The sequence below is a fragment of the Nocardia sp. NPDC004415 genome, assembly GCF_053602435.1.
This window is the reverse complement of sequence record NZ_JBSGDP010000058.1, coordinates 19,563-40,148: the sequence shown is the minus strand read 5'-3', so window position 1 is coordinate 40,148 and position 20,586 is coordinate 19,563. Positions and strand designations below refer to the sequence as shown.

21 protein-coding genes are annotated in these 20,586 nt (G+C 69.2%); 4 read left to right on the top strand and 17 right to left on the bottom strand.

The features are described 5' to 3' along the window. Positions 1-133 precede the first annotated feature (133 nt). Both gatA and gatC read right to left on the bottom strand, forming a co-directional pair. Positions 134-1,675: an Asp-tRNA(Asn)/Glu-tRNA(Gln) amidotransferase subunit GatA gene (gene gatA / locus ACWEMY_RS23390; RefSeq protein WP_452391739.1), complete on the bottom strand. Its 1,542-nt coding sequence runs from the start codon at positions 1,673-1,675 to the stop codon at positions 134-136. Continuing rightward, a complete protein-coding gene (gene gatC / locus ACWEMY_RS23385) occupies positions 1,672-1,968 on the bottom strand; it encodes an Asp-tRNA(Asn)/Glu-tRNA(Gln) amidotransferase subunit GatC (RefSeq protein WP_067493225.1) in 297 nt (98 codons plus the stop codon). Before gatC ends, gatA begins: the two co-directional genes overlap by 4 nt. A gap of 212 nt (positions 1,969-2,180) precedes the next feature. On the opposite strand from gatC, the gene ACWEMY_RS23380 reads away from it, so the two are divergent. Then, positions 2,181-2,831: an amino acid-binding protein gene (locus ACWEMY_RS23380; protein ID WP_452391738.1), complete on the top strand. Its 651-nt coding sequence runs from the start codon at positions 2,181-2,183 to the stop codon at positions 2,829-2,831. A 5-nt stretch (positions 2,832-2,836) separates the two neighbouring features. On the opposite strand, the gene ACWEMY_RS23375 is transcribed toward ACWEMY_RS23380, so the two are convergent. From ACWEMY_RS23375 to ACWEMY_RS23355, 5 genes are all read right to left on the bottom strand, one after another. Then, positions 2,837-3,358, bottom strand: coding sequence for a GNAT family N-acetyltransferase (locus ACWEMY_RS23375; RefSeq protein WP_452391737.1), 522 nt, complete (start codon positions 3,356-3,358; stop codon positions 2,837-2,839). A 72-nt stretch (positions 3,359-3,430) separates the two neighbouring features. Next, positions 3,431-3,778: a hypothetical protein gene (locus ACWEMY_RS23370; RefSeq protein WP_452391736.1), complete on the bottom strand. Its 348-nt coding sequence runs from the start codon at positions 3,776-3,778 to the stop codon at positions 3,431-3,433. Positions 3,779-3,797: 19 nt separating this feature from the next. Further along, positions 3,798-5,000, bottom strand: coding sequence for an AAA family ATPase (locus ACWEMY_RS23365; protein ID WP_452391735.1), 1,203 nt, complete (start codon positions 4,998-5,000; stop codon positions 3,798-3,800). A 63-nt stretch (positions 5,001-5,063) separates the two neighbouring features. Beyond that, positions 5,064-5,870, bottom strand: a complete 807-nt coding sequence (locus ACWEMY_RS23360; RefSeq protein ID WP_452391734.1) for an ABC transporter permease — start codon at positions 5,868-5,870, stop codon at positions 5,064-5,066. Continuing rightward, positions 5,867-6,805, bottom strand: coding sequence for an ATP-binding cassette domain-containing protein (locus ACWEMY_RS23355; RefSeq protein WP_452391733.1), 939 nt, complete (start codon positions 6,803-6,805; stop codon positions 5,867-5,869). Before ACWEMY_RS23355 ends, ACWEMY_RS23360 begins: the two co-directional genes overlap by 4 nt. 119 nt (positions 6,806-6,924) lie before the next feature. On the opposite strand from ACWEMY_RS23355, the gene ACWEMY_RS23350 reads away from it, so the two are divergent. Both ACWEMY_RS23350 and ACWEMY_RS23345 read left to right on the top strand, forming a co-directional pair. Continuing rightward, positions 6,925-7,563: a PadR family transcriptional regulator gene (locus ACWEMY_RS23350; protein ID WP_452391732.1), complete on the top strand. Its 639-nt coding sequence runs from the start codon at positions 6,925-6,927 to the stop codon at positions 7,561-7,563. Positions 7,564-7,679: 116 nt separating this feature from the next. Continuing rightward, positions 7,680-8,033, top strand: coding sequence for a hypothetical protein (locus tag ACWEMY_RS23345; protein ID WP_375929370.1), 354 nt, complete (start codon positions 7,680-7,682; stop codon positions 8,031-8,033). Between the two features lie 7 nt (positions 8,034-8,040). Here the strand turns inward: ACWEMY_RS23345 and ligA are convergent, their stop codons facing one another. The 10 genes from ligA to nhaA all read right to left on the bottom strand — a co-directional run bounded on the left by ligA (position 8,041) and on the right by nhaA (position 18,737). Continuing rightward, positions 8,041-10,152, bottom strand: a complete 2,112-nt coding sequence (ligA, locus tag ACWEMY_RS23340) for an NAD-dependent DNA ligase LigA (protein WP_452391731.1) — start codon at positions 10,150-10,152, stop codon at positions 8,041-8,043. Positions 10,153-10,212: 60 nt separating this feature from the next. After that, complete coding sequence (locus ACWEMY_RS23335; RefSeq protein ID WP_375929372.1) at positions 10,213-10,644, bottom strand: type II toxin-antitoxin system VapC family toxin; 432 nt, start codon at positions 10,642-10,644, stop codon at positions 10,213-10,215. Next, complete coding sequence (locus ACWEMY_RS23330) at positions 10,637-10,870, bottom strand: AbrB/MazE/SpoVT family DNA-binding domain-containing protein (protein ID WP_375935358.1); 234 nt, start codon at positions 10,868-10,870, stop codon at positions 10,637-10,639. Before ACWEMY_RS23330 ends, ACWEMY_RS23335 begins: the two co-directional genes overlap by 8 nt. A 59-nt stretch (positions 10,871-10,929) precedes the next feature. Beyond that, positions 10,930-11,934, bottom strand: coding sequence for a methionine synthase (locus ACWEMY_RS23325; protein WP_452391741.1), 1,005 nt, complete (start codon positions 11,932-11,934; stop codon positions 10,930-10,932). A gap of 253 nt (positions 11,935-12,187) precedes the next feature. Beyond that, positions 12,188-13,303, bottom strand: coding sequence for a tRNA 2-thiouridine(34) synthase MnmA (gene mnmA / locus ACWEMY_RS23320; protein ID WP_452391730.1), 1,116 nt, complete (start codon positions 13,301-13,303; stop codon positions 12,188-12,190). After that, a complete protein-coding gene (locus tag ACWEMY_RS23315) occupies positions 13,303-14,529 on the bottom strand; it encodes a cysteine desulfurase family protein (RefSeq protein ID WP_452391729.1) in 1,227 nt (408 codons plus the stop codon). Before ACWEMY_RS23315 ends, mnmA begins: the two co-directional genes overlap by 1 nt. Positions 14,530-14,623: 94 nt before the next feature. Further along, the gene (locus ACWEMY_RS23310) at positions 14,624-15,520 is read right to left on the bottom strand and encodes a DUF1214 domain-containing protein (RefSeq protein WP_452391728.1); all 897 of its coding nucleotides are present in this window, start codon (positions 15,518-15,520) and stop codon (positions 14,624-14,626) included. 74 nt (positions 15,521-15,594) lie between these two features. Beyond that, positions 15,595-16,845 (bottom strand): glycosyltransferase family 87 protein, encoded by a 1,251-nt coding sequence (locus tag ACWEMY_RS23305; RefSeq protein ID WP_452391727.1) that lies wholly within the window; start codon positions 16,843-16,845, stop codon positions 15,595-15,597. Continuing rightward, positions 16,842-17,393, bottom strand: coding sequence for a TerD family protein (locus ACWEMY_RS23300; protein WP_452391726.1), 552 nt, complete (start codon positions 17,391-17,393; stop codon positions 16,842-16,844). Before ACWEMY_RS23300 ends, ACWEMY_RS23305 begins: the two co-directional genes overlap by 4 nt. Positions 17,394-17,444: 51 nt before the next feature. Beyond that, the gene (gene nhaA / locus ACWEMY_RS23295; protein WP_452391725.1) at positions 17,445-18,737 is read right to left on the bottom strand and encodes a Na+/H+ antiporter NhaA; all 1,293 of its coding nucleotides are present in this window, start codon (positions 18,735-18,737) and stop codon (positions 17,445-17,447) included. 331 nt (positions 18,738-19,068) lie between these two features. Between nhaA and ACWEMY_RS23290 the strand changes: the two genes are divergently transcribed. After that, a complete protein-coding gene (locus ACWEMY_RS23290) occupies positions 19,069-20,586 on the top strand; it encodes a SulP family inorganic anion transporter (protein ID WP_452391724.1) in 1,518 nt (505 codons plus the stop codon).

Genomic DNA, 20,586 nt, shown 5'->3' with positions numbered 1-20,586 from the left:
ATCGGTGCTGAGGTGTCAGTGCTGTGCCGGGCTGGAGGTGAAGGACCGGAACGAGCGCCGCATGGCGAGGTTCGTGTCGGCGGTCTGCGCGCCAGGCCCTTTCGGCCCGGCGCACCCCGCCTCGGTCCTTCGCTCAGATGCCCGCGGGCACCGGCAGCGCGCCGCGCGCCGCCTCGTAGGCCGCGCCCACCCGGTACAGGCGGTCGTCGGCCAGCGCGGGCGCCATGATCTGCAGACCCACCGGCAGGTCGTCGTCGGCCGACAGCCCCGAGGGCACCGACATGCCGCAGTGCCCGGCCAGGTTGGTGGGCAGCGTGCACAGGTCCGACAGGTACATGGCCAGCGGATCGTTCACCTTCTCGCCCAGCTTCCACGGGGTGAACGGGCTGGTCGGCGAGACCAGCACGTCGACCTGCTCGTAGGCGGCGTCGAAGTCCTGCGCGATCATGGTGCGCACCTTGAGCGCCTGACCGTAGTAGGCGTCGTAGTAGCCCGCCGACAGCGCGTAGGTACCGATGATGATGCGGCGCTTGACCTCCGGGCCGAACCCGGCCTCACGGGTCAGCGACATCACCTGGTCGGCGCTGTGGCTGCCGTCGTCACCGGCGCGCAGGCCGTAGCGCATGGCGTCGAAGCGCGCCAGGTTCGACGACACCTCCGAGGGCATCACCAGGTAGTAGGAGGACAGCGCGTACTCGAAGTTCGGGCACGACACCTCGATCACCTCGGCACCCAGTTCCTTCAGCACCGCGACCGCGGCGTCGAAGGAGGCCAGCACGCCGGGCTGGTAACTGTCGGAATGCAATTCGCGCACCACGCCCACGCGCACACCGCTCAGATCACCGGTGGCACCCTGACGGGCGGCCTCGACGACCGGCGCGACCGGCACCTTGCGCGAGGTGGAGTCGCGCGGGTCGTGCCCGGCGATCACCTCGTGCAGCAGCGCGGTGTCGAGCACCGTGCGACCACACGGGCCGCCCTGGTCCAGCGAGGACGCGCAGGCCACCAGGCCGTAGCGCGAGACGGTGCCGTAGGTGGGCTTCACACCGACCGTCGCGGTGACCGCGGCGGGCTGACGAATCGAGCCGCCGGTGTCGGTGCCGATGGCCAGCGGCGCCTGGAACGAGGCCAGCGCGGCGGCCGAACCACCGCCGGAGCCACCCGGGATGCGGGTGGTGTCCCACGGGTTGCGGGTCGGGCCGTAGGCGGAGTTCTCGGTGGAGGAGCCCATGGCGAACTCGTCCATGTTGGTCTTGCCCAGGATCGGGATGCCCGCGGCGCGCAGCCGCGAGGTGACCGTCGCGTCGTAGGGCGACATCCAGCCCTCGAGAATCTTCGAGGCGCAGGTGGTTGGCATGTCGGTGGTGGTGAAAACGTCCTTGAGCGCCAACGGGACTCCCGCCAGCGGCGAGGCCGGGGTCTCACCGGCGGCGTGCGCGGCGTCGACCACGGCGGCCGCGGCCAGCGCCTCGTCCCCGGCGACGTGCAGGAACGCGTTGAGCTCGCCGTCGACCGCGGCGATGCGATCCAGGTGCGCCTGGGTGACCTCGGTCGAGGACACCTCGCCCGCGTGGATCTTCGCCGCCAGCTCGGCCGCCGACAGCGTGGTCAGCTCGCGCCCACCCGTCTCCCGGCCGCCGCCCCCCACGGAATCGCTACGCGATGCTGAACTCATTCGCCCTCTCCCAGGATCTGCGGGACCAGGAAACGCTGTTCCTCGACGGCGGGCGCCTGGTCCAGCGCCTGCTCGGGGGTCAGACCGGGCACGACCACATCGGGCCTGGTCACATTGGTCGTCGGGTTCGGCGACGCGGTGGCGGGGACGTCGGCGGCGACCTCGGAGATGGTCCGCACGTGGCTGAGGATCGAATCCAGCTGACCGGCGAACTGGTCGAGTTCGGCGTCGGTCAACGCCAGCCGGGACAGCCGGGCGAGGTGAGCGACCTCGTCACGGGAGATTGCGGGCACCGCGGGACCCCTTTCGGCTTCGGTGGGCAGTAGTGGGTACAGCCTATCGAGGACGGTCGGACCGGTCGGACGCACCCACCGCGCACGAAAGTTCGCACTTGTCGCGCGGATGGGGTCATACTTCGAGTCGAGAACCGGCGTACCGGGGTGTAAGTATTGCGTCACCGGGTATTCGTCTCGAACCACCTCGGCCGTCAAGGAAAGGAACGCACGTGTCATACCTGCTCCGCGTGCAACTTCCGGATCGACCGGGAAGCCTCGGTTCCCTCGCGCTCGCGCTCGGTGGCGTCGGCGCCGACATCCTCTCCCTGGACGTGGTGGAGCGCGGCGCCGGTTTCGCGGTCGACGATCTGGTGGTCGAGGTCCCCACCGGCGCGCTGCCCGACACCCTGATCACCGCGGCCGAATCGGTGCGCGATGTGAGCGTCGACTCCATCCGCCCGTACTCCGGCGTCCTCGACACCCACCGTGAGCTCGAGCTGATCGACCAGGTCGCCAGTGCCCGCGACGATCGCTTCCAGGTGCTGGTCGACGGCTGCCCGCGGGTGCTGCGGGTGGGCTGGTCCACCATCATCGGTCTCGGCCCGGCCGGGGCCTACCGCGTGGTCGGCAGCCCGAGCGCGCCGGAGACACAGGCGGGTTCGGCACCGTGGATGCCGCTGGAGAAGCCCATGTGGCTCGACGGCGACGCCGAGTGGGTGCCGCAGATCTGGCGCGACATGGACACGAAACTGGCCGCGGCCCCGCTGGGCAACACCGGCAAGGCGCTGCTGCTGGGCCGCCCCGGCGGTCCCGATTTCCGTCCGTCGGAGGTGGCGCGGCTGGGCTACCTGGCCGGCATCGTCGCCACCGTCCTGAACTGACGCCGCTAGCCCAGCGCCAGGCGCATCACGTGCAGCCGCAACCCGTCCGGGGTGGACCAATTGCGTTCCGGCACAGCGACGAAGCCCAGCCGCTCGTAGATGCGGTGCGCGTCGACCATGGTCGCCATGGTGGTCAGCGCGACGGCGGTGTGCCCGCCCGCCCGCGCCCGCTCGATCACCGCGCGCACCAGCGCGGTCCCCGCACCGAGGCCGCGGGCCCGCTTCGCGACGGCGAGCATGCGGAATTCGAGTTCACCCGGTAGCGCGATCTCGGCGTACGGGGTGCCGGGCTCGGCGATGGTGAGCGAGCCGGCGACCTGCTCGTCGTGGACGGCGACCAGGACCTGCGCCGCGTCGGCGCGATGGGTGACGTCACCGAGCTCGGTGACGTAGCCGTCCTCGGGGGAGACATAGCCGTCGCCGACGTAGACATCGACGGTGAGGGCGGAGATCGCGTCGTATTCGCTGGGGTGTGCGGTGCGGATCTCCAGGCCGGAGCCGGGGGTGGGGGCTGACGAACCGTGCATCATCGCATGATCCCACCCCGGCCCCTGTGAGCTCGCCCTCACCCGGAAATCAGGACCGCGGTGAGCTCGGTGTCACGACCCCAGATAGGGCCGCAGACCCGGGTGATCCGCGATCCACTTGTCCGGGTTGCGCGGCGGGTAGGCGACGACGAGCTGGTCACCGATCGCGGGCCAGTGCGCCGCGTCCCAGGCGAAGCGCCGGTAGACCACGGCCCCGGTGACCGAGGGCCCGGTGATCGTGCCGGTGATGGTGACGTAGTGCTCGCCGGTCATGGCGGGCAGCGGGCTCACGCCGGTGACGTAGAGCGAGCCGTGCTCGAGCTGCGCGCCCCCGCCCTTGCCCGCGCGGGCGGCGAGCACGGCGCCGATCGTCACGGCCAGCATCGTCACCATGGCCGCCGCCATCACCACTTCGAGCATGTCCCCATGCTAGGCGCGCTCAGAGCGGGGTCAGTTCGCTGACCCCGGCGTCCCGGCGCAGCTGCCACACCGCGGTCCTGGTGCGCTGCGAGCGCCCGTTGCCCCGGTCGATGAGGGCCCGGTCGGCGGTGGTGTAGAGCAGTTGCGCGCCGCGCGCGTTGGTCTCCGGGTTCTGGAACAGCTGCACCAGCCGGTCGGTCTCCTCCACGGGCAGCCCGGCACCCAGGTCGTCGACGGCGAGCACCTGACCGGTGTCGAGGGCTTCGAGCATCGCGGGCAGCACCCGCAGCAGCGCCCGGGTGGCGGTGGACTCGTCGGACAGTTCGAAGGGCACGTCGATGCCCTCGTGCACCAGGCTCAGCCCGGCGCCGCGCCGGTCGACCATGCGGCGGTAGAGCGCGTCGCGGGCCGCGCGCAGGGTGCTCAGTTCGCGTTCGACCAGGATCGGGTCGGCGCCGCCCTGATCGAATTGTGCTGCCAGCGCGCCGATCTCGGCGTCGAGGTCACGCAGGTAGTCGGCGTACATGGGGTCGTGTTCGGCGACGAGCAGATCCTCGATGCCCAGGTCGGCGCTGCGCAGCAGCATGAGCAGCCGGGCGGCGTTGTCGCCCGAGCGGGAGATGTGGCTGCCCAGGTCGTGGGCGAGCGCCTCGGTGGAGATCTCGCCCTGCTGCACCCGCAGGTTGGTGGCGAACCAGCGGTAGGCGGGCACCAGCGCCTCGGCGTAGAGCTGCCCGGCCAGGCTCAGCAGCAGCGCGTTGGGCCGCACCAGCGGCACCAGCGCCGCGACACCGTAGCGGGCCGGCTCGAACATCGGCCCGATCTTCACCTCGTCGCCGCTGCGCTCGAACACGATCCGCTTGCGCGAACGCGGATGCGTGTACAGCCATTCGGCGATCACATCGGCGCTGTCGAGCCGGAACCCGTAGGTGTAGGGCACCCCCTCGGCGACGAACCCCGCGACGAATTCCGAAGGCCGGTCGGCGAATCCGAGATGCGGCCGCCGCACCGGCCCCGCGTACGGGTCCCACCCGCTCACCGAGTTCAGCACCGCGTCGCGCATGTGCGCCAGCGCGTCCACCAGCCCGGTCTTGCCCGCCGCCGCCACCCCGTGCACCGCTGTCACCGGCACGGCCAGCGGACTGCCCGTGCCCTTGCTGAGGCGCAACTGCTGCGCCTCGGCCAGCGATCCGTGATTGGTCACTTGAAAACTGCGCAGCAAAGGTTCGCCTCTCCGAGATTCCCGTCGAGACTAAGCGACGGCGGGTGCCCGGCGCCGGACGTGCTAGCGGCTCAGGTCCCGGAACCGCCGCGCGGCCAGCGGGAAGAACACCGCGACCAGGACCACCGGCCAGGCCACCGCCAGCAGTTCCGCGTGCTCGGCCGCCCACGAGTCACCGGCCGCGACCGGATTGCCGAACAGGCCACGCACCGCGGTGGCCGTGGCCGACAACGGGTTCCACGCCACCACCGTGCCCAGCCAGGACGGCATCGACTCCGGCGAGGCGATGGCATTGGACAGGAAGGCGACCGGCCAGACCAGGATCTGCACGGTCTGCACCAGCTCCGGCTTGCCCGCGACCATGGCCAGATAGATGCCCAGCCACAGCATCGCGAACCGGAGCAGCAGCAGGAGCCCGACCGCCCCGAGGAACGCGCCGGTGCCCGCCTCCCAGCGCCAGCCGACCGCGTACCCGGCCACGATCATGACGGCCAGCCCCACCACCGATTGCAGCATGTCGGCGATGCTGCGCCCGACCAGCACCGCCGCCGAGGTCATCGGCATCGAGCGGAACCGATCGATCACGCCCTTGTTCAGGTCCTGGGTGACCGCGAGCATGGTCGACTCGAGCCCGAAGGCCATCGTCATCGCCAGCATGCCCGGCACCAGGTAGTCGGTGAACTCGCCGTCGATCCCCCGCCCACCGCCGATCAGGTAGGTGAACATCAGCAGCAGCATCACCGGGAAGACCAGGCCGACGGCCAGTTGCACGGGTTGGCGGGCCCAGTGCGCCAGTTCGCGCCGGGTCATCGTCCAGGAGTCCGCGACCGCCCAGATCGGCGCCGGGTTGTTCGGGTGGGTCGTGCTCATGCCGCGTTCTCCTCGGTCAGGTGCAGGAATACCTCGTCGAGCGTGGGCCGCCGCACGGCGATGTCCTCCGGTTCGATGCCATGGGCCGCCAAGGTCTGGACGGCTTCGGTCAGTGCCGCCATCCGGTCGGTCACCGCGACGCTGACCAGGCGGCGATCCGCGTCCACCACCGCCTCGCCGGACAGCAGCGAGGCGGCGAGGGTCAGCTGGGTGGGGTCGTGCAGGACCACGTCGAGGCGGTCTCCGCCGGTCCTGGACTTCAGTGCGTCGGCGGTGCCCTCCGCGACGACCCGGCCCCGGTCGATCACCGAGATCCGGTCGGCCAGCTGGTCGGCCTCCTCCAGGTACTGCGTGGTGAGCAGCACCGTGGTGCCGCCGTCGACCAGGGAGCGCACCGAGTTCCACACCTCGGTGCGGCCGCGGGGATCGAGCCCGGTGGTCGGCTCGTCCAGGAACAGCACCCACGGTTCGGAGATGAGCGAGGCCGCGAGGTCGAGCCTGCGGCGCATCCCGCCGCTGTAGTGCGCGACGGCCTTGCGGCCGGTGTCGGCCAGCCCGAAGCGGGCCAGCAGCTCGTCGGCCCGCACGCCCGCCCGGCGCGCGCCCAGGTGGTAGAGGCGCCCGAACATCTCCAGGTTCTGCCGCCCGCTGAGTTCCTCGTCGACGGCGGCGTGCTGACCGAGCAGCCCGATCCGGGTGCGCACCTGCTCCGCGTGCTGCCGCACGTCGATGCCGGCCACCTCGACCAGCCCCTCGTCCGGGCGCAGCAGCGTCGACATCACCCGCACCGCCGTGGTCTTGCCCGCGCCGTTCGGGCCCAGGATCGCGTGCACGGTCCCGGACTCGACGGTGAGATCGAGGCCGTCGAGGGCCTGTTTGTCGCCGTATCTCTTGCGTAGTCCCTGCACGACGATCGCCTGCTCGTGGTCGGTCACTGCACCCCTCCATCACTCGCTGATCAAGTTTGACTAGACGGCCAAGGTACGGCGCTCGGCTCGATTAGTCAAACTTGAATACTGCTACATTGATCAAACTTGACCAGAAGGGAGACCCCATGTCCGCCATCCGCCTGCTGGTCCTTGGCGCGGTCCGCCAGCACGGACGGGCGCACGGCTACCAGGTGCGCAACGACCTGGAATTCTGGGGCGCGCACGAGTGGTCCAACGCCAAACCCGGCTCGATCTACCACGCCCTCAAGCAGATGGCCAAGCAGGGACTGCTCATCGAGCACGAGGTGGCACCGAGCACCGCGGGCGGTCCGCCGCGGGTCGAGTACGAGATCAACGACCGCGGCACCGAGGAGTTCTTCACCCTGCTGCGCGAGGCGCTGAGCTCCTACGACCAGAAGATGGACATGCTCTCGGCGGCCATCGGCTTCATCGTCGACCTCCCCCGCGAGGAAGCGCTCGCCCTGCTCGAGCAGCGCATCGCGGGCCTGGGCCGATGGCGCGATTCGGTCACCGAGTACTACACCCCCGAGGACGGTCCCGGTCAGCTCGGGCACATCGGCGAGATCATGAACATGTGGGTCGACTCCGCCGACAGCGAAGCCACCTGGACCCGCGGGCTGATCGACCGGATCCGCGACGGTGCCTACGTCTTCGCCGGTGAGGGCGAGCCATTCGTCGGTGTCCTCGCCGACGACGAACCGAACCCGTTCGCCACCGGACCGCACCCGGCCGACGACCGCTAGCCGGTCCCCCGTCCCGTCATGGGCGCGCGGGTCCGGCGCGGACGCACTAGCATGCTGGGCAGCCGCGGCCGCCCGGCCTGCGGTATCCGGATCGGTGACGAGAATGGGTGCGCGAGATGGCAGTTCGGGTGATGGTTCGCGGGGTTGTCGTCGCGGCGGTGACGGCGGGTGCGCTGGTGCCCGCGGCGCTGGTCACGGCACCGGCGGCGGTGGCCGACCCGTGCCCGAACGGGACCGCGCGGGTGTTCCTCGGCAACTCGACGAACTCCTGTCAGGGCGCCGGGTCGGTGTCCTATACCGAGGCACCGGTGTCGAAGGTGTGCTCGATGTCGGGGACGGACGTGGCCGTCGACATCCAGACCAATATCAAGAAGCGGCCCACCCGCCATGTCGAGATCAGCAACGGACAGTGCTCGACCTTCGACATGAAGACGCAGATCGGCAACACCGTCACCGTCACCCCGAACTGAGCGGGCGCTACTCGGTGGGCTCGGCGGCGGGAGCGACCGACTCGGGTCCACCGTCCAGCAGCCGGCGGAAGCCGTCCTCGTCGAGGATCGGCACGCCCAGTTCCTCGGCCTTGGCCGCCTTGGAGCCCGGCGCGTCACCGATCACCACGAACGCCGTCTTCTTCGACACCGATCCCGCCGCCTTGCCGCCGCGCACCAGGATCGCCTCCTTGGCGCCGTCGCGGGTGAAGCCCTGCAGCGAGCCGGTGACCACGATGGACAGGCCCTCGAGGGTGCGTTCGATGGTCTCGTCGCGTTCGTCTTCCATCCGCACGCCCGCCGCGCGCCACTTGCCGACGATCGCCTGATGCCAGTCGACGCTGAACCACTCCACCACCGCCGCGGCGATGGTGGGCCCGACGCCGTCGGTGGCCGAGAGTTCCTCCACCGTCGCGGATTCGACGCGCTCGAGGCTGCCGAACTCCGCGGCCAGCGCCCGCGCCGCGGTCGGTCCCACATGGCGGATCGACAGCGCGACCAGCACCCGCCACAGCGGCCGGTCCCTCACCGCGCTCAGGTTCTCCAGCAGGCGGTGCCCGTTCTGGGTGAGCAGGCCCTTCTGATTGGTGAACAGCGGGACACCGAGTAATCGCCGCTCGTCGAGGTCGAACAGGTCGCCCTCGTCGGTGATGGCGCCGAAGCGCAGCAGGGCGTCGGCGGCCTTGTCACCGAGCGCCTCGATGTCGAAGGCGCCGCGCCCGGCCAGGTGGAAGACCCGTTCGCGCAACTGCGCGGGGCAGTGCCGCTGGTTGGGGCAGCGGATGTCGACATCGCCCTCCTTCTCCGGTGCCAGTTCGGTGCCGCAGTCCGGGCAGTGGGTGGGCATGACGAAGGCGCGCTCGGTGCCGTCCCTGGTGTCCACCACCGGACCGAGCACCTCGGGGATCACATCGCCGGCCTTACGGATGGTGACCGTGTCCCCGATGAGCACGCCCTTGCGGACCACCTCCGAGGCATTGTGCAGCGTCGCCATCGACACCGTGGACCCGGCGATCGACACCGGTTCCATCACCGCGAACGGCGTGACGCGGCCCGTCCGGCCCACATTGACCTCGATGTCGAGCAGCGTGGTGGTGGCCTCCTCGGGCGGGTACTTGTAGGCGATGGCCCAGCGCGGCGCGCGCGAGGTGGAACCGAGACGGCGTTGCAGGGCCGTCTGGTCGATCTTGATCACCTGCCCGTCGATCTCGTGCTCGATGTCGTGGCGGTGTTCGCCCCAGTAGGCGACCCGCTCGATCACCGCGTCGATGCCCTGGACCAGGCGGGTGTGCGCCGAGACCGGCAGGCCCCAGGCGGTGAGCGCCTGGTAGGCCTCGTGCTGGGATTCCGGGCGATACCCATCGATCCGGCCGAAGCCGTGACAGATCATCCGCAGCCTGCGCTGGGCGGTGATCGCCGGGTTCTTCTGCCGCAGCGAGCCCGCGGCGGTGTTGCGTGGATTCGCGTACGGCGGTTTGCCTTCCGCGACGATCTGGGCATTGAGGGTCGCGAAGTCCTCGAGCCGCAGGTAGACCTCGCCGCGCACCTCGAGCAGCGCGGGGATCGGGAACTGTTCGCTCGGGGCGAGTTCGGCGGGGATGTCGGAGATGGTGCGGGCATTGAGGGTGACGTCCTCGCCGGTGCGCCCGTCGCCGCGGGTCGCCCCGCGCACCAGCTTGCCGTGCTCGTAGACCAGATTCAGCGCGACACCGTCGATCTTGACCTCGCACAGATACCGCAGATCGGCCCCCGCCTCCGCCTCGACCCGGCTCGCCCACGCCCGCAGCTCGTCGTAGTCGAAGACATTGTCCAGCGAGAGCATCCGCTCGAGATGGTCGACCGCGGTGAACTCCGTGGCGAACCCGCCACCGACCAGCTGGGTCGGCGAATCGGGCGTGCGCAGATCGGGATGGGCGTCTTCGAGCGCCTGCAACTCACGCAGCAGCAGATCGAACTCACCGTCACTGATGATCGGCGCGTCCCGCACGTAGTACCGGAACTGGTGCTCGCGCACCTGCTCGGCCAGCTCCTGCCACCGCACCCGCTGCTCACCGGTCGCCCCGGCGACCTCCACACCCGTCGAAACCCCACTGTCGCTCACCCGTCGAACACTAGCCGAGCCCACCGACACTTCCGGCCACCGTTCCCGCACTTCGCAGCCCTATTCGGGCCCGATCACCGCGAGCCGGGGGAAGTACGTGCGATACCTGGCGACGTCCCGCGTGAGCAACTGATACCCGCTGACGGCGGCATGCGCGCCGATGTAGAAATCCGGCAGCGGCGACCGCTTGTCACCACCTCGACGCCGATAGGCGAGAAACGCCTTCGCGGCCAGGAACCCCGCGTCCCAGGGCAGCGGCTCGCGATCGAACAACTCCGGCGACAGCGCGGAATCCAACGCCTCCTTGGTCGCGTAGCCGAGCGAGACCTCGGCGTAGATGAGCGGATTGATCACCACCCGGCCCGCGTTCCGCGCCGCCGCCAGGGCCGAGGCCGACCACTGTTCCCAGGTCGGGTCGCCGTCGAGGATATCGATGAGCACGCACGTGTCGACCAGGGTCGCGCGCCGCAGCGCGGTGACGGACTCAGTCACGCAGCAGATCCATGATCTGGTCGGTCGTCAGACCGCCGACATCGGGATTGTCGAATCGATGCCGCCGCATCTGGCGCACGAGACGTTCGCCGGGACTGTCCGCACCGCCGCGGACCACGATGCGCAAGGCGCCGCCGTCCTCGACCACATCGAGTTCGTCACCCTCCCGCAGGTTGAATTTCGCCCGTAGCTCGGCGGGAATGGTGACCTGCCCGTTCGCGTTCATCCGCACGTCGGCCTCCCTCTATTAGACAGCTCTCTATTAGAGGATAGCGCGGGCGGCGGTCAGTCGGCGGTGATGGAGTCCGGGTCTTCGGTGAGGGCGCGGGCGGCTTCGGTGAGGAGGGTGAGGGTCTGGCGGGACCAGGGGAGGGTGGCGGTGGCCAGGCCGCAGGTGGGGGTGATCAGGATCTGTTCGGTGAGGAGGCGGCGGGGGAAGCCGAGGCGGTCGACGAGGCGGACGCCGGGTTCGGCCACGGTGCGCCAGGTGGGCGGGGTGGCCGGGGCGACGGTGGGGGCGAGGCCGAGGGCGACCTTCTTGCCCGCGTCGAGGATCTCGCCGAGGGGGTCGAGGTCGGCGGTGGTGATGGTCGTGGCGTCGAAGGAGATGCCCGCGGCGGCGGTGCGGCCCAGGGTGGTGAGGGCGGGACGGGACGCGCAGGTGTGCAGCAGGACCGGCGCCGACTGGGCGGTGATCACGGTGTCGAGCAGGTGCAGGGCGTCCGGTTCGGGGAGGGCGCGAATGGTGTTGAGGATGCTGGGGCCCTGGAGAGAGCCGTCGAGGACGGTGGTGAGCCGGGGTTCGTCCAGCTGCACGATCACCTCGGCACCGAGCCGCCTGCGGACCTCGGCGGCATGCCGGGCCAGCCCCTCGGCGAGGGATTCCGACAGATCGCGCACCGCACCGGAATCGGTGAGCACGCGGTGCCCGCCGGGCAGTTCGACCTCGGCCGCCAGCGTGAGCGGACCGGCGGACTGGATTTTCACCACCCGGCCGGTGCCCGCGAGACCCGCTGTCTCCCAAGCCTCTTCGATCGCGTCCAGGTCGACATTGAGCAGATCCCTGGCGCGCCGCGACACCGCACCGGGCCGCGCGGCCAGCCGGTAGCCCCGGGTGGTCGAGTCGAAGCGCAGGTCGACCAGCAGTGCCGAGACCCGCCCGATCATGTCGGCCCCGATCCCCCGCTCCGGCAGCTCGACCAGGTGCGGCAGCGCGGGCAGTTCGCCGATGATCGTCGCGGCGGCCTCGCGCGCGTCGGTGCCGGGCCAGGAGCCGATGCCGGTGGCCATGCCGCCGGTCAGCAGGTCGACGGGCTCCGGTGCGGCGACCTCCCGCGAGTTCTCGCTTCGCCACAATGCCACGCGCTCAACACCTTTCGACTGGACGGCCACGCACGGTCCCGGTGGGTCCGTACTGTGCGGCCCGTGTGCGCCGGTCAGGCGACACTCGCGACCACTGTTCGCTATCTTGCCCGCACCCGACCGGCGCGTCCCGACCGACCACGCCCCCGGCACCCGACGACCGCGCCCGTCAGAGGAAGGTTCAGGCCGAGGCGTCGACCGTGTCCGCGATGGCTCCGGAGCGCTCGGTGCCGTTGATCGTGCCACTGCCGACGACGGTGTCCCCACCCTCGGCATCCGGCAGATACAGCACGATCGCCTGCCCCTTCGCGACACCGCTGAGCGGCTCCCGCAGCCGGGCCACCAGCCCCTCGCCCACGGGCTCGACGACGGCGGGTGCGGTGCCGCCGTGCGCGCGCACCTGCACCACGCACTCGACCGGCCCGTCCGGACGGAGGCCGGAGGTCCAGATCGCCCGGTCGGCCGTGACGACGTCGACCTGCAGGTCTTCGGCCGAACCGACCTTCACCGTGCCCGACTCTGGATCGATCCCGGTGACATAGCGCGGCTTGCCGTCGGCGGCGGTGTGGGTCAGCCCCAGGCCCTTGCGCTGGCCCACGGTGAACCCGTGCACGCCCTCGTGCTCACCGAGCACCGTGCCGTCGGCGTCGACCAGCGCGCCCGGCCGGATACCGATCTTGGCGCCGAGGAAGGCGCGGGTGTCCCCGGAGGGGATGAAGCAGATGTCGTGGCTGTCGGGCTTGTTCGCCACCGCCAGACCCCGCTCGGCGGCCTCCTCGCGGATGCGCGGCTTGGGCGTGTCACCGACCGGGAACATCGCGCGCGCCAGCTGCTCGGCGGTGAGCACCGCGAGCACATAGGACTGGTCCTTGTCGGCGTCGACCGCGCGGCGCAGCACGCCGTCGGCGAGCCGGGCGTAGTGCCCGGTGACCACGGCGTCGAAGCCCAGCGCGGCGGCCCGGTCGGCCAGGGCGGAGAACTTGATCTTCTCGTTGCAGCGCAGGCACGGGTTCGGCGTCTCCCCCGCGGCGTAGGCGGCGACGAAGTCGTCGATCACGTCTTCCTTGAAGCGGTCCGCGAAATCCCAGACGTAGAACGGGATTCCGAGCACGTCGGCCGCGCGGCGCGCGTCCCCGGCGTCCTCCTTGGAACAGCATCCGCGCGACCCGGTGCGCAGTGTGCCCGGATTCGCCGACAGCGCCAGATGCACGCCGACCACCTCGTGACCGGCGTCCACGGCCCGCGCCGCGGCCACCGCCGAATCGACACCACCACTCATCGCGGCGAGAACTCGCATCAGGCACCTCCTCTAGCGCCGGCCAGGCCCGCGGCCCTGGCCCTGTCGATGACCTGCGGCAGCACGGTCAGCAGTGCGTCGATATCGGCCCCGGTCGAGGTGTGACCGAGGGAGAACCGCAGCGAACTGCGCGCCTGCCACGGCTCCACCCCCATCGCGATCAACACGTGACTGGGCGAGGCGACGCCCGCGTTGCAGGCCGAGCCGGTCGAACATTCGATCCCGGCGGCGTCGAGCAGCATCAGCAGCGAGTCGCCCTCGCAACCGGGGAAAGTGAAATGGGCGTTGCCGGGCAGCCGGGAATCGCCGGCAGGACCGTTGAGCACGGCCTCCGGCACCGCCGCGCGCACCCCCGCGATCAGCCGGTCGCGCAGCTCCCCCAGCCGGGCGGCACTCGCGGGCAGCTCGGTGACCGCCTCGCGCAGGGCGGCGGCCAGCCCGACCGCCGCGGCCACGTCCGAGGTACCCGAGCGCAGATCACGTTCGTGGCCGCCACCGTGCACCAGCGGCACGCACGGCACCTGCCTGCCCAGCAGCAGCACGCCGATCCCGTGCGGGCCGCCCACCTTGTGCCCCGCCACGCTCAGCGCCGACAGCCCGCTCGCCGCGAAGTCCACCGGCAGCTGGGTCACCGCCTGGATCGCGTCGCTGTGCATCGGGACGCCGAATTCCGCGGCGACCGCGGCCAATTCGGCGATCGGCTCGACGGTGCCCACTTCGTTGTTGGCCCACATCACGCTGACCAGCGCCACCTCGTCGGCGTGCGCGGCGAGCTCGGCCCGCAACACCTGCGGATCGACCACCCCGTCGGCGTCCACCGGCAGCCAGCTGACCTGCGCGCCCTCGTGCTGCTCGAGCCACTCCACCGCGTCGAGCACAGCGTGGTGCTCGACCGCGCTGGTGACGATGCGGGTGCGTCGCGGATCAGCGTCGCGCCGCCCCCAGAAGATCCCCTTGACGGCCAGATTGTCGCTCTCGGTCCCGCCGGAAGTGAAGATCACCTCCGAGGGCCGCGCCCCCAGATCCGCCGCGATCGACTCACGCGCCTCCTCCAGCGCCCGCCGCGCCGCCCGCCCCGACCCGTGCAACGACGAGGCATTCCCGACCGCGCCCAACGCAGCCGTCATCGCCTCGACAGCGGCGAACAGCATCGGAGTGGTCGCCGCATGATCGAGGTAGACCGTTGTGGGCGCTCCGCTGACCGGACCCGAATAAGCCGACTTCATGACCGACAAAGCCTATACCACCGCTGACCTGGTCATCTTCCGGGTACACCCCAGCTTTCTACGATTTGCACAGCTTTCTCAACACGTGTATCACCTATCCGCATTCCCGGATCGGGGACGAAGACGTCGGCGAAACGCCGTCCTCTCGACCGTCGCCATGCACCGCAAAGGTGGACCCAGCACGGGGAAGGGGTCGACGACAACCGTTCGCTACCGAGGGTGGCTGCCATGTCCCGTCGAGGATGGTCCGGTCTGGCCAATACGCACGGAGGTAGATCGAGAATTCGTCGTCGGGCGCAGGCAGCCAGTTCGACAGCAACTCGGCTTCGGTGGGTGCGGGGCCGCCGACGGTCAGGGTCAGCGAACCATCACCGCTGTAGTTCAGGTCCTGGTTCTTGGTGCCCAGCGAGTACCGATCGAGATCGTTGGGGTGGAAGAAGTGGTGTTTGTTGTAGACGGTCAGTGACCAGAACCCCTGCACCGGTGGCAGCTCACCGGACGGGAACCGCACGGTGTAGGTGTTCGCGCCGTGCAGCCGTTGACCGGATTCGTCCAAATCCTGGTAGTAGTAGGCGGTTTCGTTCGCAGTGTTGACGAAGATGTTGGACTTGCCGATCGCGGTACGTGACAGGTAGTCGGTGCCGAACGCGGCACCGTTGCGTTGAGTGGTCCAATGATGCGGCGCGGGTAGTCCGATATTGCGGAACTCGAACAACTGAGTGACCACGCCGTCGGTCTCGACCGCGGTCCCGCGCCGGTTGTGCAGGTTCACCAGCGGCCACCCCCACAGATAGGCGGCACGACCGATCGCGCTCGCATACTCCGGCGTCACCCTCGGACCATCGAACCCGCCGATACCCGAGATCAGGGCTTCCTCTCGCTCGCGGACGACAACAACCCAACCGGACGGTAAGCCGTGCCGCCGCCTCACCGGCTCATCCGATATGGGTGAACTCGGCCGCACCGTGTCGATGTCACCGCTGTGCGCCACCTGCTGTCGGACGGTAGCCCGGCAGCGCCGGCGCACCACCTGCCACACGCAATTCAGCCGACTCGCTCGAGGTCCTACCCGATCGGGAGACGATCCCGATCCGGGAAGTCGGGCGCGAGTTCGGGAGGGTCGATGCCCTCGGTCGACCGTTGCTCCCGCCTGGCCCGCAGGTAGCGGTCGACCAGAACACAGCACATCACGATCAACAGCAGTGTCCAGCCGAAGGTCGCACGGGAGTACTCGAGGTTGCGGCCGAAGGCGGGCCAGCGGAACAACAGCCAGGTCTCGTAGCTGATGAAGCCGAAGACCGCCAGCCACGCGGGCCAGTTCCGCAGCAGCGAGCTGCGCATCACCACGGTGAGCAACAGCGGGAACAGGAACATCGAGTAGTACTGCTGGCCCAGGGAACTCAGGACGAACTCGCCGGTGAGCAGAACACCGGAGACCGTGGTGACGAAGAACAGTTCCTGCTCACGGTAGTAGCGCCACAACAACCAGAGGCTGATCACGACCGTCGCCGCCAACAGCACCCGGACCGCCAGGATCGCCCCCGCGGGAATGTCGTAGTAGACGCCGAACCCCGACAGCGAGGAGTTGTAGTAGTCACGCACGGCCAGGCTGTAGGGCAGGTTGTGCACGAAATAGTGACCGGGGTCGGCGGCCAACGGCCACGCGATCGCGGTCGCCGCGACCGGCAGCACCGCGGCCACCACGACCGTGGACCATTGCCTGCGTACGACCGGAAGCAGCAGCAGTGGCGCGAGAATCGGTTTGATCGCGATCGTCAGCCCGAGCACGACACCGGCGGCGATATCGCGGCGCCGCAGCAGCAACAACAGGAACCCGACCTCGGCGAGGAAGAACAAACCGTTGACATTGCCGAAGGTCAGCGTGTTGACCAGGGCCTCGGACAGGAACAGCGCGAAGTAGGCCACCGGCGCCAGCGGGGACCGCAGGCTGTAGCCGAACATCCGCAACAGCAGGTACACGGCCAGGATCGCCGCGAACAGATTCAGCAACAGGAACACGGTGCGTCCGGTGGCCTCGTCGAACAGTGCCATCGGCGCGAGCAACAGCGTGCCCCCGGGCGGATACAGGTAGTGCGGGTCCACCGAGGACAGGTTCGCGGTGTAGACCGGCTCGTGCCGCACGAACGCCGCCAGCGCGGTGTAGACCGGTTTGAAGTCGTTGGTGTGATGGCCCGGCAAGGCCTTGTAGTAGACCATGTCCACCACCGTGACCAGCGCCAGCGGCCACATGATCAGCTGCACAACCCGGCCCGGGGTGAGTTCGCCCGGGTCGAGCAACCTGCGCAGCACTGTCACCGGAGGTGACCGGTCAGCTGGGGGATCGCGTTCACCACGTGCTGGGCCCAGATCGCCTCCCCGATCCAGGTGAACGCCCAGCCACCCCGGCCACGGTGGAGCTTGCCCAAGATCAGGCCGGTGTGTGTACGCGCCGTCGACAAGTCGACCCGCGCGAGTTCGGCGCCGGTGACGTTGTCGGTGACGTGGCAGAAGCCGTTGCTGATCTGGTCGAGTCCCTGCCCGCTGTAGCAGGTCACCACGAACACCACGGACGTGATCTCGGCCCCGATCCGGGTCAGATCGACCACGATGACCTCGTTGTCACCGTCGCCGTCGCCGGTGACGCTGTCGCCGAGGTGGCGCATCGCGCCGTCGCGTGAGTTCAGTTGCTCGTGGAAAGCGACATCGGTCAACCGCTCACCGGCGAAGGCCAACGCGGCCGCGTTGAGATCGATCTCGACAGCGCGGCGGCCGAAGAGCCCACCCCTGCGGGCCGGGTCCCATCCCAATCCCACGGTGACGTGCGCGAGTGAGCCGTGGCCGGTAGAAGCGACAACGCCTGTCATACAGTGCTCCTCGATGAGCGGTCGGTCGTGCGTTCGATGGTCGGCGAGTCGTCACCGGTGTTGATAGATGTCGGGTACTCCGTCGCCGTCCTCGTCCCGGGTCTCGGTCTCGGCGATCGCGCGGTAGACCCGGTTACGGGCACGCAGGACCACGGTGGCGAGGACGGCGGCGATGACGGTGCCGACCAGCACGCCGATCCGGACGTGATCGCCCCGCAGGTGATCGCCGGTGAAGGCGAGTTCGCCGACCAGCAGTGACACCGTGAATCCGATCCCGCCGAGCAGCGCGACCCCGGCCACATCGACCCACGCCAGTTCCGCGTCGAGTTCGGCGCGCGTGAGCCGTGCGGTCAGATATGTCGTCGCGGTGATCCCGATCAGTTTGCCCGCCACCAGACCGACCAGGATGCCGATGGTCACCCGGTCGCCGAGTGAGTCACCGAGCCCGCTCAAACCCCCGATGGTGACACCCGCGGCGAAGAAGGCGAAAACCGGAACCGCGAAGCCGGCCGACAGCGGTCTGATCCGGTGCTCGAAGCGTTCGGCCAATCCCTGATCGGCTTGTTCGCCCGGCTTGGCCAGGACCGGCACGGTGAAACCGAGAATCACTCCGGCGACGGTCGCGTGCACGCCGGACTGATGGACGAGCCACCACGCCAGCAGCGCCAAGGGAATCAGCAGCCACGGCGTCCGGATCCGACGCTGTACCGCGAGCGCGAACAGTGCGATCGGCACGATGGCCAGGCCCAGGTACGGCAGGTCGAGTTCACCGGTGTAGAAGACTGCGATGACCGTGACGGCGAGCAGATCGTCGACCACCGCGAGGGTCAGCAGAAACGTGCGCAACGCCGCGGGCAGGTGCGTGTTGATCACCGCGAGGACCGCCAGCGCGAAGGCGATGTCGGTCGCGGTCGGGATCGCCCAACCGTTGAGCGCGCCGTCGGCGCCGCCCCGGTTGATCAGCGCGTAGATCAGCGCGGGCACCGCCATACCGCCGACCGCGGCCACCACCGGAAGCGCCGCGCGGCGCGGGTCACGCAGGTCTCCGGCGACGAACTCACGTTTGAGTTCGAGGCCGACGACGAAGAAGAAGATCGCCAGCAGACCGTCGGCCGCCCATTGGCTCAGCGTGAGGTCCAGGTGCAGCGCCGAAGGACCGAGCCGCAAGTCACGCAACGCGGTGTAGGAGTCGGCCCACGGAGTATTGGCCCAGACCAGGGCGATCACGGCCGCGACCATCAGCAGCACCCCGCCCACGGTTTCGCGGCGCAGAACCGAGGCGATCCGGCGTGATTCCGGCCAGCTGCCCCGGGCCAGGATCGTGTGGCGTGGCGCGGAACTCATCGCAGCGACCTCACGCGGTCAGCACGCAGCGCGAGGGGACTGGAATGGGGAGATAGTCGTCGTAACACTATGGGTACCCGTCGCCGATCGAACCCGGCTCGACGTGTTCGAGACGGGTTGCCGACCAGACTTCCCGGCGCACCTGGGTGTAAAGATGCCGTAGAGAACACCCTCACCGCAAACCGGACGCCGCGAGCGGGCCCGCGAACACGCGGAAACCTAGGGCCCCCGACAGCAACTCTACCCTCTCGTGAGGGTAGAGTTCGTGCTCGGTCGAAGGGCAACGCCGAGTTCGGGTGCACTGTAGTGCGCGTGATGCAGGAAACGGAGCATGGTGAGGACAACACATCGATCCGCCGACGGCGGATCGGTCCGGCACGCATTACGCAACCCGAGGCGACTCGCGACCGAGGTACTCGCCGGTCTGGTGGTCGCGCTCGCACTGATCCCGGAGGCGATCTCGTTTTCGATCATCGCCGGCGTGGATCCTCGTGTAGGGCTGTTCGCGTCCTTCACGATGGCTGTGACGATCGCTGTCACCGGCGGTCGCCGGGCGATGATCTCCGCGGCCACGGGAGCGGTCGCGTTGGTGATCGCTCCTGTGGTGCGCGAGCACGGCTTGGACTACCTGATCGCCACGGTCATCCTGGCCGGTGTCCTGCAGATCGCGTTGAGCGTGGCCGGTGTCGCCCGGCTGATGCGGTTCATCCCGCGCAGTGTGATGGTCGGCTTCGTCAACGCCCTGGCCATCCTCATCTTCACCGCGCAGATCCCCCACCTGCTGGACGTGCCCTGGCTGGTCTATCCCATGGTCGCCATCGGCATCGTGATCATGATCTTCCTGCCCAAGTTGTCGACCGTAGTCCCGGCGCCGCTGGTCGCGATCGTGCTACTCACCACCGCGACCATCGTGTTCTCCCTCGACATCCCCGACGTGGGCGACGAAGGCGAGTTGCCGTCGAGCCTGCCGACCTGGCTGATCCCGAACGTCCCCTTCACCATCGACACGCTGAAGATCATCGCCCCGTACGCGCTGGCGATGGCCCTGGTCGGGCTGCTCGAGTCGTTGATGACGGCCAAGCTGGTCGATGACATCACCGACACCCACTCGGACAAGACCAGGGAGGGCTGGGGCCAGGGCGTGGCCAATGTGGTGACCGGCTTCTTCGGCGGCATGGGTGGCTGCGCGATGATCGGCCAGACCATGATCAATGTGAAGTCCTCCGGCGCCCGCACCCGGATCTCGACGTTCCTGGCCGGAGCGTTCCTGCTGATCCTGGTCGTCGGGCTCGGCGACGTGGTCGCGTTGATCCCGATGGCCGCGCTGGTCGCGGTGATGGTCATGGTCTCGGTCGGCACCTTCGACTGGCATTCGATCGCGCCGAAGACCCTGCGGCGCATGCCGATTGCCGAAACCACCGTGATGGCGGTCACCGTCGCGGTCACCGTGGCCACACACAACCTCGCCTACGGTGTGATCGCCGGTGTGCTGACAGCGATGGTTGCTTTCGCGCACCGCGTCGCGCACTTCACCCAGGTGGACAAGGTAGCCGAAGCCGACACCGACCACGACGGAGCGATCGACACCCGCGTCTACCAGGTGCGCGGCGAGTTGTTCTTCGCCTCGAGCAACGACCTGATCTACCAATTCGACTACCTGGGCGACCCGGCCAATATCGTGATCGACATGTCGGACGCACACATCTGGGACGCCTCGACAGTCGCCACCCTCGACGCCATCACCACCAAATACGCCGCCAAGGGCAAGACGGTGGAGTTCATCGGGCTCGATCCCGCCTCGGAAGCCCGCCATGACCGACTGTCCGGGCACCTGACCGGCGGGCACTGA

Excerpts from the sequence above, each read along its gene's own strand:
- ACWEMY_RS23350 (WP_452391732.1), top strand. The coding sequence starts at position 6,925 with ATGTCCGCCATCCGCCTGCTGGTCCTTGGCGCGGTCCGCCAGCACGGA.
- ACWEMY_RS23375 (WP_452391737.1), bottom strand. The coding sequence starts at position 3,358 with ATGCACGGTTCGTCAGCCCCCACCCCCGGCTCCGGCCTGGAGATCCGC.
- ACWEMY_RS23360 (WP_452391734.1), bottom strand. The coding sequence starts at position 5,870 with ATGAGCACGACCCACCCGAACAACCCGGCGCCGATCTGGGCGGTCGCG.
- ACWEMY_RS23315 (WP_452391729.1), bottom strand. The coding sequence starts at position 14,529 with ATGAAGTCGGCTTATTCGGGTCCGGTCAGCGGAGCGCCCACAACGGTC.
- ACWEMY_RS23370 (WP_452391736.1), bottom strand. The coding sequence starts at position 3,778 with ATGCTCGAAGTGGTGATGGCGGCGGCCATGGTGACGATGCTGGCCGTG.
- gatA (WP_452391739.1), bottom strand. The coding sequence starts at position 1,675 with ATGAGTTCAGCATCGCGTAGCGATTCCGTGGGGGGCGGCGGCCGGGAG.
- ACWEMY_RS23300 (WP_452391726.1), bottom strand. The coding sequence starts at position 17,393 with ATGACAGGCGTTGTCGCTTCTACCGGCCACGGCTCACTCGCGCACGTC.
- mnmA (WP_452391730.1), bottom strand. The coding sequence starts at position 13,303 with ATGCGAGTTCTCGCCGCGATGAGTGGTGGTGTCGATTCGGCGGTGGCC.
- ACWEMY_RS23345 (WP_375929370.1), top strand. The coding sequence starts at position 7,680 with ATGGCAGTTCGGGTGATGGTTCGCGGGGTTGTCGTCGCGGCGGTGACG.
- ACWEMY_RS23325 (WP_452391741.1), bottom strand. The coding sequence starts at position 11,934 with ATGGCCACCGGCATCGGCTCCTGGCCCGGCACCGACGCGCGCGAGGCC.
- nhaA (WP_452391725.1), bottom strand. The coding sequence starts at position 18,737 with ATGAGTTCCGCGCCACGCCACACGATCCTGGCCCGGGGCAGCTGGCCG.
- ACWEMY_RS23290 (WP_452391724.1), top strand. The coding sequence starts at position 19,069 with ATGGTGAGGACAACACATCGATCCGCCGACGGCGGATCGGTCCGGCAC.
- ACWEMY_RS23330 (WP_375935358.1), bottom strand. The coding sequence starts at position 10,870 with ATGAACGCGAACGGGCAGGTCACCATTCCCGCCGAGCTACGGGCGAAA.